The following is a 16830-nucleotide window of genomic DNA, read 5'->3' on the forward strand; positions in this document are numbered from 1 at the left end:
CATGCCCGGATCAGGGGCAGTTGGGGCTGGGGCGCGGCCGCGCCGGGAGGGCAGGAACGACCATGGGGCAGCCGAGCAGCGAGGCGACGACGAGGCCCATACCGGACGAACACCCCCGGCGGGCCATGTCCCCGACCGGCTCCGGCTTGAGCAAGGTCCCCGCGGTGACGGCCCTCTTCTGGATCGTCAAGGTGCTGACCACCGGCATGGGCGAGACCGCCTCGGACTACCTGGGCCGCACACTGGGGCCCATTCCCGCCGGGGCCCTCGGCCTCGCGGGTCTGGTGATCGCGCTGGTGGCGCAGTTCCGGAGTGACCGATACCGGCCCTGGACATACTGGTCGGCGATCGTCATGGTCAGCGTGTTCGGCACCATGGCCGCCGATGTCGTGCACGTGGTGGCAGGCATCCCGTACACGGTCTCCGCGGTGGCCTTCACCCTGGCGCTCACCGCTGTTCTCATCGCCTGGTACGCCAGCGAGCGGACTCTGTCGATCCACAGCATCCGCACCCGCCGCCGCGAGCTCTTCTACTGGGCCACCGTGCTCACCACCTTCGCCCTGGGCACGGCGGTCGGCGACCTCACGGCGGGCACGCTGAAGCTCGGGTACCTCGCGTCGGGCCTCCTCTTCACCGCCCTGATCGCCGTGCCCGCCCTGTCCGGCCGCTACCTGGGCCTCGACGCGGTGGCCGCGTTCTGGTGGGCGTATGTCCTGACCAGGCCTCTCGGCGCGTCCTTCGCCGACTGGATGGGCGTCCCCACCACCCGAGCCGGCCTGGGCTGGGGCACGGGCCCGGTGACCCTGGCCCTCATCGTTCCGATCGTGGCCCTGATCGCCTATCTGGCGGCAACCCACAAGGACACCCCGCCGAACGAGCCGACGCGGTAAAGGGCGTGAGGGCCGCGCGCCCGGCGGAACCGGTAACACGGCCCCACCCCATAGACCAGAGGCACTCCCCAGACGGCACATTCCAGCCAACTCGACTGCGGCGGGTGACAGTTCAGTCACCCTGTGCCACATTGCTGCCCATGAACACACCCGCCATCTGCCACGTCGTACCTCCTCACGTCCTCGACCGGCTCGCCCAGTCCGAGGACCCCACCGTGTACGAGCCCGCGCGCCGCACCCTGGAGCACGACGCCCAGCTGCGTACCCAGCGCCGGATCACCACGGTTCGCGGGGCCGCCGCCCCCGCCGGCACCCCGTCCGACAAGCCCGAGCGCACCATCTACGACGCGGGGCACCAGGAGACGCTGCCCGGCACAAAGGTGCATTCCGAGAGCGATCAGCCCTCGACCGACGCCACCGTCAACCGGGCGCACGCCGGCCTCGGTGCCACGTTCGAGTTGTATCTGAAGGCGTACGGGCGCCACTCCATCGACGACTCCGGGCTGCCGCTGATCGCGAGCGTGCACTACGGCGACAAGTACGACAACGCCTTCTGGAACGGCGAGCAGATGGTGTTCGGCGACGGCGACGGGGAGCTCTTCCTCGACTTCACGCTGCCCGTCGACGTCATCGGCCACGAACTGACCCACGGCGTCACGCAGTACACCGCGAACCTGGACTACTTCGGCCAGTCGGGCGCGCTCAACGAATCGGTCTCCGATGTGTTCGGCTCGCTCATCAAGCAGTACGCCCTGGGCCAGAGCGCCGACCAGGCGGACTGGCTGATCGGCGCCGGGCTGCTCGGCCCCCGCATCCACGGCGAGGCGCTGCGCTCGATGAAGGCCCCCGGCACGGCGTACGACGACCCGCAGCTCGGCAAGGACCCGCAGCCGGCCACCATGGACGACTATGTGCGCACGAGCCGCGACAACGGCGGGGTGCACATCAACTCGGGCATCCCCAATCACGCCTTCTACCTGCTCGCCACGGCTCTGGGCGGCAATGCCTGGGAGCGGGCCGGGAAGATCTGGTACGCCACGCTCACCGGCGGCGAGCTCGGCACGGACGCCCAGTTCGCCGACTTCGCGCGGCTGACCGCCGCCTCCGCGCGCAGCCTGTACGGCGACGGCGACGAGATCCAGGCGGTGCTCAAGGCCTGGTCCCAGGTCGGCGTGCCGGCAACCTGACGGATGCCCTGCCCGCGACCGGCCGGTCGCACGGAATCGTCGCGCGCACCTCGTCCCGCACGTCCTCGATCTCGGAGGTTTCGGGGTCGTGCCGGGGCGCGGGCGCGCGGTCGATCAGCCGCCCGGCCGGTCGCAGCAGCAGGTGTACGGCGAGGACGGTGGCGGTGCCGAGCAGCGCGAGATCGAGCCGGCCCGAGGCGGCGAGCACCCCGAGTGCGGCCGAACACCACAGCGTGGCCGCGGTGTTGAGGCCGTGCACGGAGGCGCCGTCGCGCAGGATGACGCCGCCGCCGAGGAATCCGATGCCGGAGACGACGTAGGAGGCGACCCGGGTGGGGCTGCTCTCGTCGCCGACCGCCTCGCTGTAGAGGACGAACAGGGTGGCCCCGGCGGCCACAAGGGCGTTGGTGCGCAGCCCCGCGGTGCGGGCGCGCCACTGCCGCTCGACGCCTATCAGGGCGCCGCAGCCGACGCCGACGGCGAGCCGCAGGGCGAAGTCGAAGGTGGTGAGGGTGGACACGGGAGCTCCTCTCACCCGGCCGGGATCCGGCCGGACGCACCGGCCCCGCGGCGCACCGAGGAGGGCGCTACCGCGGGCCGGAGGGGTGTGGGGACAGGGGGGCGGGCGGCCGATACCGGTCCGCACTGCTGCGACTTCGCTCCATGCCCTCACCCCCTTCCCCGGCTCCTCCTGGCTACCGGACGACCGTACGCCTATTTGCGCATCTACGCAAATAGCAGCTCGTCACTTCGCATACACGGCGACGAAGTCCCTGGTCGCCTGGTTGTAGTAGCGCTCCGGCGGGTTCTCGAAGTCGAGGATGTTGGTGGGCTTCGGGTTGGCCGGGTCGCCCGCGGGGTCGTAGCTCATGAAGGAGGGCCAGGCGCGGTTCATGTCGAGCGGCATCGCGCGCACCGCGCCCGCCTGCTGCATGAGTTCGGCGAGGGTACGGGCGGTGAGGGCCTGGCCGACGACCATGATGACGTCGCCCTGCGCGGTCACCCCGACCCCCGAGCGCGGCACGAACATCCGGCTCTGGTCGGTGGCTCCCCACTTGGAGTCGACGTCGATGTCCGGCACGACCCTGCCGTTGTCCACCATGAGCTCCAGACACTGGCGCACGCCGACCACGTCGCGCGTCATCCGCATGTCGCGCCCCCACTTGCCGATCCCGATCGAACCGTCCTTGTAGAAGACCTCCGCCGCCGCGCCGTCCCGCAGCTCTCCCACCTGCTTGCCGTCGAGGTAGAAGCCGCCGCGCGAGCCGCCGTCGGTGACCTTGAAGCCGCCGTTCCAGGTGGCGAGGAGACCGGTGCGCTCCCCTCTCGGAACGCTGGGCGGCACGGAGAAGCCGCCGCCGGGCTCGCGCACCCCGGGGTGCAGTTCGAAGCGGGCCTTCTTGCCGCTGATCCAGGCGACGGCCGCCTGGTAGGAGGTGTGGTCGCTGTCGGGCCGCACGTAGGTGCCCTGCACCACGGGTTCGCCGTGCGCGGTGCTCAGCACCCGCCACACGCCCTCGCCCGGCAGCGCCGGGGTGACCAGCGACGGCATCGAGGCCCGCAGCGGCACTTCGTGGTGGCGGACCGGCATGGCCGGGGCCGTCGCCTTCATGCGGGCGAGCGCCTCGCTCGGCAGGGAGCCGCCGACCTGTGGCGGGTCGAGTTCGTACTGCAGGTTCTCCAGCCTGTCGACGACCGCACCCAGCTTGTGCTCGCGGGCCCAGCCGGCCAGGCGGGCCTCCGTGCTGTCGTCGCCGGGGTAGGTCAGCGCCTCCCCCACCGAATAGCCGACGGCGCCGACGCACATCAGGCCCACCGCGAGTGCGCCGCACGTGGCGAGCTTGCGCCGTTTGCGCTGATGCGGCGTCGGAGCTCGTCGGGACCTCCACGGCGCCCGGCTCCGTCGGCCCACTGCCTCGTCGGGGGGAGCCGCCGCCTCCGGTCCGGTCCGCTCGCCCTGAACACCGCCGTCCTCCGGCCGTCCCGCCCTGTGCGCCATGTCGCCCTCATCTCGGCCTTCTCGGGGCCTCGCGGCCCCATCGCACGGAGATATCGCTCCTCCGCGGGCGGCAGCCGTGAGCGGTCTGCCATGCCGATTTACAACTTAAGCTTGCTTTTCTGACATATCGACCGGTGTCAGGCGACCGGATTACCTTCTGGTCGCCGCCGACTCGCACTACGCTGAGTGAAGTGATGGGGTTTCATCCGGTCCAGATGGGGGCGGCTGCCGGTGAGCGGAGCTGTCGGGCACGGCCGTACGGGCAATCTCCCGGCCGAGACATCGAGCTTCGTCGGACGTTCGGCGGAGCGCACGGCCGTGGCACGGGCACTGGCCGCCGGGCGGCTCGTGACCCTGACCGGGACCGGCGGGGTGGGCAAGACGCGGCTTGCGCTGACGGCCGCGGCCGATGTCCGCGGCCGCTTCGCCGACGGCGTGTGGCTGGTCGATCTTTCCGTGCTCCGCAGCGGCCGGCTGCTCGCCAGGACGGTCGCCTCTGCGTTCGGCGTGCAGGAGCACACGGTCCGTCCTGAGCTGGACGTTCTCGCCGAATTCCTGTCCGGGCAAAGGGCGTTGCTGGTCCTCGACAACTGCGAGCATCTGACCACGGCCTGCGCGACGCTCGCCTCCGAGCTCCTCGCGGCAGCGCCGGAGCTGCGCATCCTGGCCACGAGCCGCCGGCGCCTGTCGGTGCCGGGCGAGCACGCCCTGGCCGTGGAACCACTGCCCGTAGGGCCCGCGCCCAACGGCGCCGGCCCCGATCAAGTAGGCGACGCAGTGAGGCTGTTCACCGAGCGGGCCGCGGCCAACGGCAGCGGGTTCCGGCTCACGGGACGGAACGTGGAGACGGTGCACACGCTCTGTGACCGCCTGGAAGGAATCCCCCTTGCTCTCGAACTCGCCGCCGCCCGGCTGAGGTTGCTCTCGCCGGAGCAGTTGCTCACCCGGGTCGAGGACCGCTTCCGGCTGCTCGCGGGGTCCGGCAGATCCGGCCCGCCGCGCCACGAGACCCTGCGCGGCGCCATCGGCTGGAGCCATGAACTGTGCACCTCGGCCGAGCGGCTGCTGTGGGCCCGGCTCTCGGTGTTCAACGGCGGGTTCGCCGTCGAGGCGGCCCAACAGGTGTGCGCTGACGCCGAGTTGACGCCGGACGCCGTGCCGGATGTGCTGCGCTCGCTGGCCGCCAAGTCGATCGTGCGCTGCGAGGAGGGCGGCGGGCAGCGGCGCTTCCGACTCCTGGACACCGTGCGCGAGTACGGGCTGGACCGGCTGCGCGAGCTCGGCGAGGAGGACGCGCTGCGCGAGCGGCACCTGACGTACTGCCTGCGTCTAGTGCGGGCCGCCGAGCACGCCTGGTCAGGTCCCCGGCAGCTCGCCTGGGGTGCGCGGATCGGCCGGGAGCACGACAACCTGCGGGCGGCTCTGGAGTACGCGCTCGTCACCCCCGGGAAGGCGCGAGCCGCGCTCGAACTCGCCGCCAGGCTCTGGTTCTTCTGGTGCGCCTGCGGTCAACTCCGCGAAGGGCGCGACTACTTGGAGCGTGCGATCGCCCTGGACTCCGGCCCCTGCCGGGACCGCACCCGCGCTCTGTGGGTGTGCGGGATGATCGCGGGCACCCAGGTGGACATACCCACCGCCCGCGCCCTGCTGCTGCGCGCCGAGCGGGAGGCGGCCGAGCAGCACGACCAGGTGGGGCACACCTTCGCCGTTCAATGGCTCGGCCAAGTGGCCTTCCTGGAGGGCGACTGGGGGCGGGCGATCGACCTGCTGCTGCGGGCCCGCGCCGCCCACGGCCCCAAGGCCGCGCTCAACCCCGGCCCCATCCCCTGCCGGGTCACGCTGGCCGCGGCCTGGCTGGCCCGGGGCCGTACCACCGAGGCGATGGCCGTCCTCGACGAGGCCCGCGGCCTGTGCGAGGAGGCCGGCGAGATCTGGATGCGGGCCCATCTGGACTGGCTGCTCGCCACCGCAGACCGGGCTCGCGGGCGTTTCTCCGCCGCCGTGTCCCATGCGGAGCACGCCCTGTGGACGCAGTACGTCTTCCACGACATCGTCGGAGTCACCGTCAACCTGGAGGTGCTCGCGGGCCTGACCGCCGCCCAGCTCCAGGCCGAGCGCGCCGCGACCCTGCTCGGCGTCGCCGACCGCATCCGGCGCGCCTACTGCGTCAAGGCCGACGGGGGGCCGTTCCTCGCGGACATCCGGCGCCAGGCCGCGCACACCGGGCGCGAATGCCTCGACGAGCAGGCCTTCCGGACGGCCTTCGAGCGGGGCGCCGCCATGGATCCGGCCGAGGCGGTGGCGTACGCGCTCGGCCTGCCCGGGCCGCCGCCCGCCCCCGGGCCGGCCGCGGTCGTCCCCGCCCGGGCCCTCACCCGACGCGAGGAGCGGATCGCCGTCCTCATCGGCGAGGGCACCTCCCCCGCCACGGTCGCCGGGCTGCTGCGGTTGTCCCGTACGGAAGTGGAGTCCCAACTGGCCGCCATATTGGGCGCGTTGAACCTTTCGGACCCGGCGCAGCTCGCCGCCTGGGCCTCGGCGCGGCCACTCCCGGACGGCGACGCCCCGGTCGCGCCGCCGGCGTCGCACGCGACGTAGCCCCCAACTTTCTTCATTCAGTGGGGAGTTCGAGCTCCGGACGGTCCCACATCACGGCGGGCGGGTGGGCCGCCACTGTGCCGGTCCGCCTCGCTCCCACACTGAGGTAGAACCCCTCGGCGGGCGGATGCGAGACGATCCGGACGCTGTCGAGCCCGGCCGCGCGCGCCTCGCCCTTCATGTGAGCCATGAGGAGGCGGCCGATACCAAGGCCCTGTGCGCTGTCCGCGACGAACATCAGGTCCAGTTCGGGCGGGTTCAGGATCAGCGCGTAGAAGCCGAGCACCCGGCCGTCCGTGCCGACGGCGACGTACACCTCGTGGGTCTCGATGTAGTCCGGGCCCACCCGGTACCCGGCGATCATCGGCGCGTACGGGCCCTCGTAGGCGCTGGAGGTGCGCACCAGGCGGGTCAGCCGCTTGGCATCGCGCGCGGTCGCCCGCCGGACGCTCACCCCGCGCCCCCCATCCGTAACACGTGCATTCATGGGGAGAGTATTACTCACGACGGGAGAGGCCTCATCCCCCGCCGCCCGGCGCCGCGACCAGGACGTCCCCGGCCGGGGTCCGGTAGTAGAGGACCGACCGGCCCGAGCGGCGCCGTCCCACCAGGCCGGCATCGAGCAGGATCTTGAGGTGACGGCCCACCGAGCCGAGGCCCTGGCCGGTCAGCGCCACCAGATGGCTCGTGCTCTTCGGGGTGCCCAGCAGCACGAGCACCCCCGCGCGGGCCGGTCCGAGCAGCGCGCCCAGGGCCCGGGGCGCCGCGGCCCGGCCCGATTCGGCGAGCACGCCCGTGCACGAGTACACGACGGCGTAGTGCCCCCGGTCGTCCCAGGTGACCCAGCACGGGCGCGGGGTGACCGGCAGGAACAGGAGCTGGGCCGCCGAGATGTCCTGGGGCGGACGGTCGTGCACATTGATCTGGAGCCGGCTCTCGCCGAGCCAGCACATCCCGGGCCGCATGTCGTCGAGCACCGCGGCCCAGCCGCCCCGGCCCAACTGCCCGGTGCGCGCGATGATGTCGGCCTCCATGATCCGGCGTCGGCGCGGCCAGTCCGGGAGCACGATCCGCGTCCACAGCCAGTCGAGGAGGTCCGCCGTGCGGTCCGCCAGATCCGGGCGGCAGAGTACTGCCGGGAGCGGGCCGCCGATCGTCTCCACCAGATCCGCGTGCACGGTCGCCGACGGGGTTTCACGGATCTCCGCCAGTTCCTCGTGGAAGGACCGCTCGCCGTCGCCGGTCGGCGTGGGCACGAGGTAGTCCGCGGTCCAGTGGGCGCTGCGGACGGCGCGTACGAGCTGTGCGGTGACCGGATCGTCCGCCAACCGAGCCTGGAAGACGGGCAGTTGGGCATCGAGCCAGGCCCGATCGCCGGGGTGGTGGGCCGTCGGGGCGAGCAGTGCGAAGAGGGTCGCGGTGGTCTCGGCCAGCGGCGAGACGACGAACCGGCTGCCCGCGAGCGTGTCCGCGCCGACCTGCCACCACCCCATGGTTTCGCCTCCCCGCGAAACAGTAACGCCCTCGCCGCGCGGCCCCGGAGACTCCCCGCCATGTCCACCTACCGGGAGCTCCTGCGCACGCCGGAGTTCGCTCCCTTCTTCCTCGTCTCCTCCGTCCAGGTCGCCGCGTCGACGGTGAGCGGTCTGGCACTCGCCACCCTCGTCTACGCGGCGACCGCCTCGCCGCTCCTGTCCGCGCTCAGCATGTTCGGCGCCTCGTTCACCCAGGTGATCGGCGCGAGCCTGCTGATGTCGGCGGCCGACCGGCTGCCGCCGCGGGCCGCGACGACCGCGATCGCGCTGGCCTCCGCCGCGAGCACCGCACTGCTCGCCGTCCCGGGCCTGCCCGTCGGCGCCGTCTTCGTGGTCCTGCTCTGCCAGGGCCTGGTCGCCTCGGTCGGCGGCGGGGTGCGTTACGGGCTGCTCGACGAGATCCTGCCGAGGGAGCGCTATCTCCTGGGCCGCTCGGTGCTCAACATGAGCACCGGCGCCATGCAGATCTGCGGGTTCGCCGTCGGCGGCATCCTCATGGCCGCGCTCTCTCCGCGCGGCACCCTGCTCGCGGGCGCGGTCCTGTACTCGATCGCCGCGGCCGTGGCCCGCCTGCGGCTCGCCCGCCGGCCGCCGCGAGTCTCGGGGCGCCCGTCGATCGCCGAGACCTGGCGCGTCAACTCCCGTCTTTGGGCGTCGGGTTCGCGCCGCCGCCTCTATGTCGGCCTGTGGGTGCCGAACGGCCTGATCGTCGGCTGCGAGTCCCTCTTCGTGCCCTACGCGCCCGATCACGCGGGCCTGCTCTTCGCCTCGGCGGCCTTCGGCATGCTGACCGGAGACACCGTCACCGGCCGTTTCCTGAGGGCGAGTTGGCGGCGAAGACTGCCCGTGCCCCTTCTGCTGCTGCTCGCCGTCCCCTATCTGACACTCGCCCCGCACCCGCCCCTGCCGCTCGCCGTCGCGGCCGTGACACTGTCCTCCGTCGGATACGCGGCGAGCCTCCTCCAGCAGGAGCGGCTCGTGGCGCTGGTCCCGGAGGGCATGACCGGCCAGGCCCTCGGGCTGCACACCTCCGGCATGCTCACCTTCCAGGGGGTCGGCGCGGCCCTAGCGGGCACGGTCGCCCAGCGCACGTCGCCCGGGACGGCCATGGCGGTGATGGCCGCCGCGTCGATCACCGTCACGCTCGTCCTCGCGGCGGGATCAGGCCGAATTCGCGGGCCCCGCCGAGCTGTTGAGGGCGGATGTCCCGCACAGCAGAAGGTGTCCGAGGCGTAAGAGAGGCGTGGCCGATACCGCGTGGTGTCGGCAGGGCAGGGGGGACACGGGGTAGATAAGGGTCATGACCGACCATTTTCTTTCGCCCGCTCTGTACGTCTTAATGATCGTCCTGGTCATGAAGGTCATGGACGGGCTGCCGCAGCGGACGTTCAGCCTGCGCAAGCCGCCGAAGGTGGCGATCGGGCTCTGGCTGCTCGTGGCGATCCCCTCCCTGCTCCAGTTCACGTTCCCCCAGATCTACGACAACCTGCACCGCGACTCCGACCTGATCATCGACCACGGCCAGTGGTGGCGGGTGTACACGTCGTTCATGGTGCAGGACGGCGGGGTCGGCGGAACCGCGTTCAACCTCTTCGTCCTGGCCCTCATCGGCTTCGCCGCCGAGCGTGTGTGGGGCACGCGCATGCTGCTCGCGTTCGTCCCGGCGCTCATGCTCGTGTTCAGCGTCGACACGTTCCTGGTGCACGGGCCTCCCGGCGGCGGCAACTCGGGGCTCACCTTCCGGCTCGCCACCAGCATCGCCGGGCTCGCGCTGCTCATCCGCCCCGGCAGGCGCCACTACCTGCTGGCCGCCGCGATCGTCGTGGACGGCGCGGTCCTGCTGCTGCTCGGCGACGGGCACGGCGAGCCCATGATCACCGGCATCGTCGCGGGCCTGATCGCCGCCCTCGTCCAGCGCCGCTGGCCGCGCGTGTGGCAGCCGGTCGCGACCGACCCGGACGCGCGAGGCAACACGCCCAAGCCCGAGGAGGCACCGGAACCGGAAAGCGACTTGGAGGGACATTGAGATCAACCGGCGAACAAATAACGGGAGTTGACTGAGAGTGCACTTCAACTCCTAGATTCGTCACCATGACGGCTTCTGAACAGCACACCCTACAGCACAAGATCGGATCGGGCTTCGGGGCCCGGAGCACCACCGCGGACGTCCTGGCCGGGACCGACCTCACCGGGAAGCTCGCGGTGGTCACGGGCGGCTACTCGGGGATCGGCCTGGAGACGACCCGAGCACTGGCCGGGGCGGGCGCCCACGTCGTGGTCCCCTCCCGGCGGCTCGAAGTCGCCGAGGCGGCCGTGGCCGGGATTCCCGGCGCCGAGGTCGACACGTTGGACCTCGCCGACCTCGACAGCGTGCGCGCCTTCGCCGACCGGTTCCTGGCCTCCGGCCGCTCCATCGACCTCTTGATCAACAGCGCCGGGATCATGGCCTGCCCGGAGACCCGGGTCGGGCCGGGCTGGGAGTCCCAGTTCGCGACCAACCACCTCGGGCACTACGCGCTGGTCAACCGGCTGTGGCCGGCGCTCGCCGCGAACGGCGGCGCCCGAGTCGTGGCGGTCTCCTCGCGAGGCCACCAACTATCCGCCATCCGCTGGGACGACCCGCACTTCGGTCTCGGCTACGACAAGTGGCAGGCGTACGGGCAGGCGAAGACCGGCAACGTACTGTTCGCCGTGCACCTCGACGCGCTGGGCCGGGACGCGGGCGTGCGGGCGTTCTCGGTGCACCCCGGCGAGATCCACACCCCGCTGGTGCGCCACGTCTCGGCCGAGGAGCGGATCGCGGCGGGCTGGGTCGACGAGCAGGGCAACTGGTCGTTCGACTTCAAGACCCCGGAGCAGGGCGCCGCCACCCAGGTGTGGGCGGCGACCTCCCCGCAGCTCACGGGTCTGGGCGGCGTCTACTGCGAGGACTGCGACATCGCGGAGCCCGCGGCGGCGGGCGCGGTCGGCGCCGCCGACGGCGAGCTCGACCACGACGCGCTCACCAGCGGCGTCCGCCCGCACGCGACGGACCGCGAGCAGGCGGCCCGGCTGTGGGCACTGTCGGCCGAGCTCACCGGCGTCGACGCGTTCGCGGTGTAGGCGCGCTTCAGCCCCGGTACGTCTCCAGGAGGCGCAGCCACACCTCGCTGATCGTCGGGTACGACGGGACCGCGTGCCACAGCCGCTCCACGGGGACCTCGCCCGCGATGGCGACGGTCGCCGAGTGGATCAGCTCGCCGACGCCGGGGCCGACGAAGGTGACGCCGAGCAGGACGCCCCGGTCCTCGTCGACGATCATGCGGGCCCTGCCCGTGTAGCCGTCGCCGTAGAGGCCGGCTCCCGCGACACCGCTCATGTCGTAGTCGACCGAGCGCACCCGGCGGCCCGCGGCCTCCGCCTCGGCCAGGGTGAGCCCGGCCGAGGCCGCCTCCGGGTCGGTGAAGACGACCTGGGGGACGGCCGCGTGGTCGGCGGTCGCGCTGTGGGCGCCCCAGCGGTCGCTCTCCAGGACCGGGGTCCCGGCGGCGCGGGCCGCGATGGCCGCGCCGGCGATCCTGGCCTGGTACTTGCCCTGGTGGGTGAGGAGCGCACGGTGGTTCACGTCGCCGACCCCGTACAGCCAGTCGCTGCCCTCGACGCGGCAGGAGTCGTCGACGGGGAGCCAGGAGCCGGGGTCGAGGCCGATGGTCTCCAAGCCGATGTCCTCGGTGCGGGGCGCGCGGCCGGTTGCGAAGAGGATCTCGTCGGCCTCCAGGCGTTCGTCGCCCTCGGGGCCGCGCACCGACACGGTCACCGCGCCGGTCGCCACATTGCGTACGACGTCCGTGACCGAGGTGTGGGGGCGGAGCTCGGCGCCCGCCTCGCGCAGCGCGTCGGCGACCAGCTCGCCCGCGAAGGGCTCCATCCTCGGCAGCAGCCCCTCGCCCCGCACCAGCACGGTGACCTGGGCGCCGAGCGCCTGCCAGGCGGTCGCCATCTCGGCGGCCACCACTCCCCCGCCGACCACCACGAGCCGGCCCGGCACCTCCTGGGAGCTGGTGGCCTCGCGGCTGGTCCAGGGGTTCACGTCGGCCAGGCCCGGGAGGTCCGGGAGCTGGGCGCGGCTGCCGGTGCACACGGCGACGGCGTGCCGGGCGGTGAGGACGTGGTGCTCGCCCTCGGGGCTGGTGACGCTGACCTTGCGGGTGCCGTACAGGCGGCCGTGGCCGCGGTAGAGGTGGGCGCCGATGCCGTCGAGCCAGGCGACCTGGCCGTCGTCCTTCCAGTGGGAGGTGTACTCGTCGCGGTGGTCGAGGACCGCCCGGGCGTCGAGCGGGCCCTGCACCGACTGGCGCAGACCCGGCACCCTGCGTGCCTCCGCGCGGGCGACGACCGGGCGGAGCAGCGCCTTGCTGGGCATGCAGGCCCAGTACGAGCACTCGCCGCCGACCAGCTCGCTCTCCACCACCGCGCAGCTGAGGCCGGCCGCCCGCACCCGGTCGGCGACGTTCTCGCCGACCGGCCCCGCGCCCAGCACCACCACGTCGTATTCCTCGGCTTCCGTCATAGGCACAGTCTGCTGGGCGGTGTACTCCGTGGCCACAGGGGCACACGCCAAGGACGGAATACCGCGGCGGCGCACGCGGTTGTGCGAGGCGGTCCCACCCCCGGGGCCGGGAAGAGGTGTGAGTGATGGCGACTGTCGAGCTGACCAAAGAGAACTTCGACTCGGTCGTGTCCGAGAACGGATTCGTGCTGATCGACTTCTGGGCCTCCTGGTGCGGCCCGTGCCGTCAGTTCGCCCCGGTGTACGAGGCCGCGTCCGAGCGCCACGACGACCTGGTCTTCGCGAAGGTGGACACGGAGGCCCAGCAGGAGCTGGCGTCGGCCTTCGACATCCGCTCGATCCCGACGCTGATGATCGTCCGCGACAACGTGGCGGTCTTCGCGCAGCCCGGTGCGCTGCCCGAGGCGGCCCTGGAGGACGTCATCGGCCAGGCCCGCGGCCTGGACATGGACGAGGTCCGCAAGTCGGTCGAGGCGGCGCAGCAGAAGTAGCCCCGGATCTCCCGCTCATCGCGGCCCCCTCCCCGCCCAAGGGGAGGGGGCCGCGGCGTTGCCCGGGGCGGAATCCGCCATTGCTGGGCACAGCACGGAGCGTCTGTTACCGGTCAGCCACTTGTCCGGGCGCACCGGCCGCACCTCCGCACGCTGTACATGAGGTGCGGTCAAGATGCCAACCGGCGCCAATCCACGGCCAGTTCATACCCACGGGGTTCGAGCCAGGAAGTGCTCCACCATGTGGTGATCCAGCGGACGTAGCGTGTGCTTCCTCCTACTCTCCGTCCTCATGCGAATCACACACCTAAGGCGTTTCGGCCTCGCAGCAGCCCTTGCCTCCTCTCTCGCCCTCTTCGGCGTGAGCCAGTCCGCGAGCGCAGACGCCCCTGCCGACGTCAGCTTCACGGCCGACCAGACGGCGGCCACCCCCGGCAGCACGGTCAATCTGAAGATGACCTTCACGAACAACCAGACCACCGATGTGTGGTTCGTCTACCAATCGGTCCAGCCGACCTGGGCGACCACCCAGCGCCCGGACCTCAAGTACTCGCTCGCCGCGTGTACCGGCGAGGGTGTGACCTGCACCGGGACCGGCACCACCTCGATCGGCGTGAACTACTCCGTGCCGGTCGCGCCGGGTACCAGCCGCACAGTCACCATCCCGGTCCAGATAGCGGCGAACTCGGGCTGCAACGGAAACATCGCGTTCTATTCATACGTCTACTACGAGTACAACGACAGCCAGAGCCACAAGGACGGCACCTTCAACTCCCCGACCACGCGGGTCAACTGCGCCACGCCCGCCCCGGACGGCGCTCACTGACCAACCCTCGGCCGCGCCTGTCCGCGGCCCACGGATGCCGGTCGGCCCATCCCCCCGGGTCGGCCGGTTTCGTGTGTCCGGGATCAAACATCCACGGCCCTTATTCGAGTGAATGTTTCGCTCGCGTGGCCGAAAACCGGATACGTCCCGGAAAGCCGAGTTGTCTGGACCATTGGCGATTCGCGCCGTCGTGCGCCCCCCGCCCCGAAAGCGGTTACTCCGCCGGGCCGCTCCGATTTTCCCGCCCCGGCACGCCCCGCCGAGACCGTCCGGAAACCCGCACATCTTCCTGTGCACCGCTCTGCGCCCCATCACAGCGGCCACGGTTTTTCGTCATGTTTCACAGTAGCCACTCGAAAACTCCTTGAAGGGCCGCACTATGTGACGCGTCAGAGCGGAACGGCGGGCCCTTCGAACCAGGGCGTGCCCATTCCGTCGTGCGAGGGGTCCGTGCAGGCAGGGGAGCCGAACGGACCTCCAGGGGAGGGGACTTCACCGCGTGAAGCGGAATACACACCGCAGCAGACACCTCACCGGCCTGGCCGTCGGCGGAGTGCTGCTCGCCACGGGTTTACCGGCGGCGCCGGCGTACTCGGCGACGCCCGCGCCGCGCATCGATCTGAAGGTCCTCGTCGTCTCGGACGGCGGCCCCGCCACCGCGGCCATCACCGCGGAACTGGACGGCGAGGGCACTCCGTACACCGTGGTCGACCTGGAGCAGTCCGGGCGGCCCGTGATCGACCAGGCCTTCCTCTCCGACACCGTGGGCGGGCTGCCCCGGGCCAAGTACCAGGCCGTGGTGCTGCCCAACGACAACCCCTTCCCGGCCGGCTCGGCCGAAATGGCCGCGCTCGCCGCGTACGAGAAGTCGTATGCGATCCCGCAGGTCGACGCCTACACCTACGCGCGTCCGCAGGTGGGTCTGCAGCCGGCCGCCACCAGCGGCTACAGCGGCTCGGCGGACGGCTTCAAGGCCCAGGTGACTGCGGCCGGCCGCAGTACCGGGCCGTTCGGCTACCTCAACGCAAGCGTGCCGTTCGAGGACAACTCCCCCTCGGTGAGCGAGAGTTACGCCTTCCTCGCACAGCCGGCCGCGGGCGCCGACTTCACGAGCTACGTCGAGGCGCCGATCCCCGGCAGGACGGGCAACGGCACCCTCGTCGGCGAGTACCGCCACGACGGGCGCCGGGAGCTGGTCGTCACCTTCGCGTACAACCAGTACCAGGAGCAGTTCAAGCTGCTCTCCCGGGGCATCGTCGACTGGATGACGCAGAACGTGCGGCTCGGCGCCTCGCGCAACTACTTCGCGGTCCACGTGGACGACGTGTTCGCCGGCGACGACCGCTGGGACCCCAATCTCAACTGCACACCGGGCGACGTCGACTGCCCGCCCGGGCAGGGCGTCGAGGACTCGATCCGGATGACCCCGGACGACGTCAGGAACGCGGTCGCCTGGGAGAAGTCCCGGGGCTTCACGCTCGACCTCGCCTACAACGGCGGCGGCAGCGTCGAGTACCGCGAGAACCACAACGGGGCCGACGAGCTCGCCGACCAACTCGCCCTGAACAAGGGTGACTTCCGCTGGATCAACCACACCTACGACCACGCCTTCCTCGGCTGCGAGCAGAACGTGTCGGTGGTCCCGTGGAAGTGCGCGACCAACCCGGACGGCTCGACGAAGTATGTGAGCCAGACCGGGATATCCAAGGAGATATCCGACAACCAGCAGTGGGCGCAGGGCGTCGGACTGCCCGTCGAATCCGATGAGCTGATCACCGGGGAGCACTCCGGGATGAAGCTCCTGCCGCAGCAGCCGCAGGACAATCCGTACCTGGCCCCCGCGCTCACCGCCAACAAGATCGACTGGCTCGGGGCCGACATGTCGCGCGACCCCGAGCAGCGCCAGGTGGGCTCCGCACTCACCGTCGCCCGCTACCCGATCAACATCTTCTACAACGCGGGCCACGTCTCCGAGCAGGTCGACGAGTACAACTGGATCTACACCAGCCGCGCCCAAGGCGGCAGCGGCCTGTGCGAGAACCTGCCGAACACCACGTGTCTGCCCGCGCCGCTCAGCACAACCACCGGGTACACGGGCCACATCGTGCCCCTGGAGACCCAGGTCGCCCTCGGTCACGTCCTCGGCAACGACCCGCGGCCGCACTTCATCCACCAGTCCAACCTCGCCGAGGACCGGATCGGCTATCCCGTCCTTGACGGAGTGCTCGACCAGTACAAGGCGCTGTACGCGGCCAGTGCCCCGCTGGTGAACCTGCGGATGAAGGACATCGGCGCCGAGCTGCGCAACCGGGGCGCCTGGAACTCCGCCGTGAAGGCCGGCCAGGTCACCGGGTACCGGATCGGCGACAGCGTGACCGTGCAGGCTCCGGCGGGCGTGGCCGTCACCGCGACGATGCCGAACGGCACCAACCAGGTTCTGGGGAGCGGCACTTCGGCGTTCGGCCAGGCCTACGCCGGGAGTGTGTCCGGCTGGGTGTCGCCGCAGTCCGGGCAGAGCAGCGTCTCGCTGGCGCTCGCGCCGGCCCCCGCCAGAGCCCTGGCACCGCAGTCCCGCCCCGCGCCGTCCGCCGAGCGCGCGACGCCGCAGAGCGCACCGCGCACGCCGGTCCCCGCCGGTGTCACCAAGCCGGTTCCGTACAGCGCCGAGCGGCGCTGACACCGGTCCACCGAGGCTCCGAACGCCCGCCGCCGCCGCGGCGGCGGGCCGCCGGGCCGCCTTCACCACCCACCGCTC

Annotated in this window: 14 protein-coding genes; 9 read left to right on the forward strand and 5 right to left on the reverse strand. The window is 71.6% G+C overall.

The window, feature by feature from the left end; translation table 11 throughout:
* The first annotated feature begins 62 nt into the window (after positions 1-62).
* Complete coding sequence (locus ACSHXC_RS02675; protein WP_438289956.1) at positions 63-890, forward strand: COG4705 family protein; 828 nt, start codon at positions 63-65, stop codon at positions 888-890.
* Positions 891-1030: 140 nt separating this feature from the next.
* On the forward strand, positions 1031-2077 hold the full coding sequence (locus tag ACSHXC_RS02680) for a M4 family metallopeptidase (protein ID WP_438289957.1): 1047 nt from the start codon (positions 1031-1033) through the stop codon (positions 2075-2077).
* On the opposite strand, the gene ACSHXC_RS02685 is transcribed toward ACSHXC_RS02680, so the two are convergent.
* Positions 2040-2597 carry an MgtC/SapB family protein gene (locus ACSHXC_RS02685; protein ID WP_438289958.1) on the reverse strand — a complete coding sequence of 186 codons (558 nt, stop codon included), beginning with the start codon at positions 2595-2597 and terminating at the stop codon, positions 2040-2042. The two genes, ACSHXC_RS02680 and ACSHXC_RS02685, sit on opposite strands and share 38 nt — an antisense overlap.
* Before the next feature lie 225 nt (positions 2598-2822).
* A complete protein-coding gene (locus ACSHXC_RS02690) occupies positions 2823-4076 on the reverse strand; it encodes a phosphodiester glycosidase family protein (RefSeq protein ID WP_438289959.1) in 1254 nt (417 codons plus the stop codon).
* 231 nt (positions 4077-4307) lie between these two features.
* On the opposite strand from ACSHXC_RS02690, the gene ACSHXC_RS02695 reads away from it, so the two are divergent.
* A complete protein-coding gene (locus tag ACSHXC_RS02695; protein WP_438289960.1) occupies positions 4308-6674 on the forward strand; it encodes an ATP-binding protein in 2367 nt (788 codons plus the stop codon).
* Positions 6675-6687: 13 nt separating this feature from the next.
* Here ACSHXC_RS02695 and ACSHXC_RS02700 read toward each other — a convergent pair whose 3' ends face one another.
* Complete coding sequence (locus ACSHXC_RS02700; protein WP_438289961.1) at positions 6688-7161, reverse strand: GNAT family N-acetyltransferase; 474 nt, start codon at positions 7159-7161, stop codon at positions 6688-6690.
* 31 nt (positions 7162-7192) lie between these two features.
* Entirely contained in the window at positions 7193-8167 is a 975-nt protein-coding gene (locus ACSHXC_RS02705) for a DUF5937 family protein (RefSeq protein ID WP_438289962.1), read from the reverse strand.
* Positions 8168-8227: 60 nt separating this feature from the next.
* Here ACSHXC_RS02705 and ACSHXC_RS02710 point away from each other — a divergent pair, with 60 nt between their 5' ends.
* The 3 genes from ACSHXC_RS02710 to ACSHXC_RS02720 all read left to right on the forward strand — a co-directional run bounded on the left by ACSHXC_RS02710 (position 8228) and on the right by ACSHXC_RS02720 (position 11311).
* Positions 8228-9445 (forward strand): MFS transporter, encoded by a 1218-nt coding sequence (locus ACSHXC_RS02710; protein ID WP_438289963.1) that lies wholly within the window; start codon positions 8228-8230, stop codon positions 9443-9445.
* A 118-nt stretch (positions 9446-9563) separates the two neighbouring features.
* Entirely contained in the window at positions 9564-10235 is a 672-nt protein-coding gene (locus ACSHXC_RS02715; protein WP_438289964.1) for a hypothetical protein, read from the forward strand.
* A 65-nt stretch (positions 10236-10300) separates the two neighbouring features.
* Complete coding sequence (locus tag ACSHXC_RS02720) at positions 10301-11311, forward strand: SDR family NAD(P)-dependent oxidoreductase (RefSeq protein ID WP_438289965.1); 1011 nt, start codon at positions 10301-10303, stop codon at positions 11309-11311.
* Between the two features lie 7 nt (positions 11312-11318).
* On the opposite strand, the gene ACSHXC_RS02725 is transcribed toward ACSHXC_RS02720, so the two are convergent.
* Entirely contained in the window at positions 11319-12758 is a 1440-nt protein-coding gene (locus tag ACSHXC_RS02725) for a dihydrolipoyl dehydrogenase family protein (protein ID WP_438289966.1), read from the reverse strand.
* Positions 12759-12883: 125 nt separating this feature from the next.
* Here ACSHXC_RS02725 and trxA point away from each other — a divergent pair, with 125 nt between their 5' ends.
* The 3 genes from trxA (at position 12884) to ACSHXC_RS02740 (ending at position 16752) form a co-directional block, all read left to right on the forward strand.
* Positions 12884-13249, forward strand: coding sequence for a thioredoxin (trxA, locus tag ACSHXC_RS02730; RefSeq protein ID WP_438289967.1), 366 nt, complete (start codon positions 12884-12886; stop codon positions 13247-13249).
* 292 nt (positions 13250-13541) lie between these two features.
* Positions 13542-14075 (forward strand): hypothetical protein, encoded by a 534-nt coding sequence (locus tag ACSHXC_RS02735; RefSeq protein WP_438289968.1) that lies wholly within the window; start codon positions 13542-13544, stop codon positions 14073-14075.
* 499 nt (positions 14076-14574) lie between these two features.
* Positions 14575-16752 carry a hypothetical protein gene (locus ACSHXC_RS02740; protein ID WP_438289969.1) on the forward strand — a complete coding sequence of 726 codons (2178 nt, stop codon included), beginning with the start codon at positions 14575-14577 and terminating at the stop codon, positions 16750-16752.
* Positions 16753-16830: the final 78 nt, after the last annotated feature.

It is taken from the genome of Streptomyces sp. HUAS TT7, assembly GCF_051550175.1.
GTDB lineage: Bacteria > Actinomycetota > Actinomycetes > Streptomycetales > Streptomycetaceae > Streptomyces.

What these genes read in the sequence shown, in the direction of transcription:
- ACSHXC_RS02735 (WP_438289968.1), top strand. Translation starts at nt 13,542, where the DNA reads ATGCGAATCACACACCTAAGGCGTTTCGGCCTCGCAGCAGCCCTTGCC.
- ACSHXC_RS02700 (WP_438289961.1), bottom strand. Translation starts at nt 7,161, where the DNA reads ATGAATGCACGTGTTACGGATGGGGGGCGCGGGGTGAGCGTCCGGCGG.
- ACSHXC_RS02725 (WP_438289966.1), bottom strand. Translation starts at nt 12,758, where the DNA reads ATGACGGAAGCCGAGGAATACGACGTGGTGGTGCTGGGCGCGGGGCCG.
- ACSHXC_RS02690 (WP_438289959.1), bottom strand. Translation starts at nt 4,076, where the DNA reads ATGGCGCACAGGGCGGGACGGCCGGAGGACGGCGGTGTTCAGGGCGAG.
- trxA (WP_438289967.1), top strand. Translation starts at nt 12,884, where the DNA reads ATGGCGACTGTCGAGCTGACCAAAGAGAACTTCGACTCGGTCGTGTCC.
- ACSHXC_RS02680 (WP_438289957.1), top strand. Translation starts at nt 1,031, where the DNA reads ATGAACACACCCGCCATCTGCCACGTCGTACCTCCTCACGTCCTCGAC.
- ACSHXC_RS02705 (WP_438289962.1), bottom strand. Translation starts at nt 8,167, where the DNA reads ATGGGGTGGTGGCAGGTCGGCGCGGACACGCTCGCGGGCAGCCGGTTC.
- ACSHXC_RS02715 (WP_438289964.1), top strand. Translation starts at nt 9,564, where the DNA reads ATGAAGGTCATGGACGGGCTGCCGCAGCGGACGTTCAGCCTGCGCAAG.
- ACSHXC_RS02710 (WP_438289963.1), top strand. Translation starts at nt 8,228, where the DNA reads ATGTCCACCTACCGGGAGCTCCTGCGCACGCCGGAGTTCGCTCCCTTC.
- ACSHXC_RS02720 (WP_438289965.1), top strand. Translation starts at nt 10,301, where the DNA reads ATGACGGCTTCTGAACAGCACACCCTACAGCACAAGATCGGATCGGGC.
- ACSHXC_RS02675 (WP_438289956.1), top strand. Translation starts at nt 63, where the DNA reads ATGGGGCAGCCGAGCAGCGAGGCGACGACGAGGCCCATACCGGACGAA.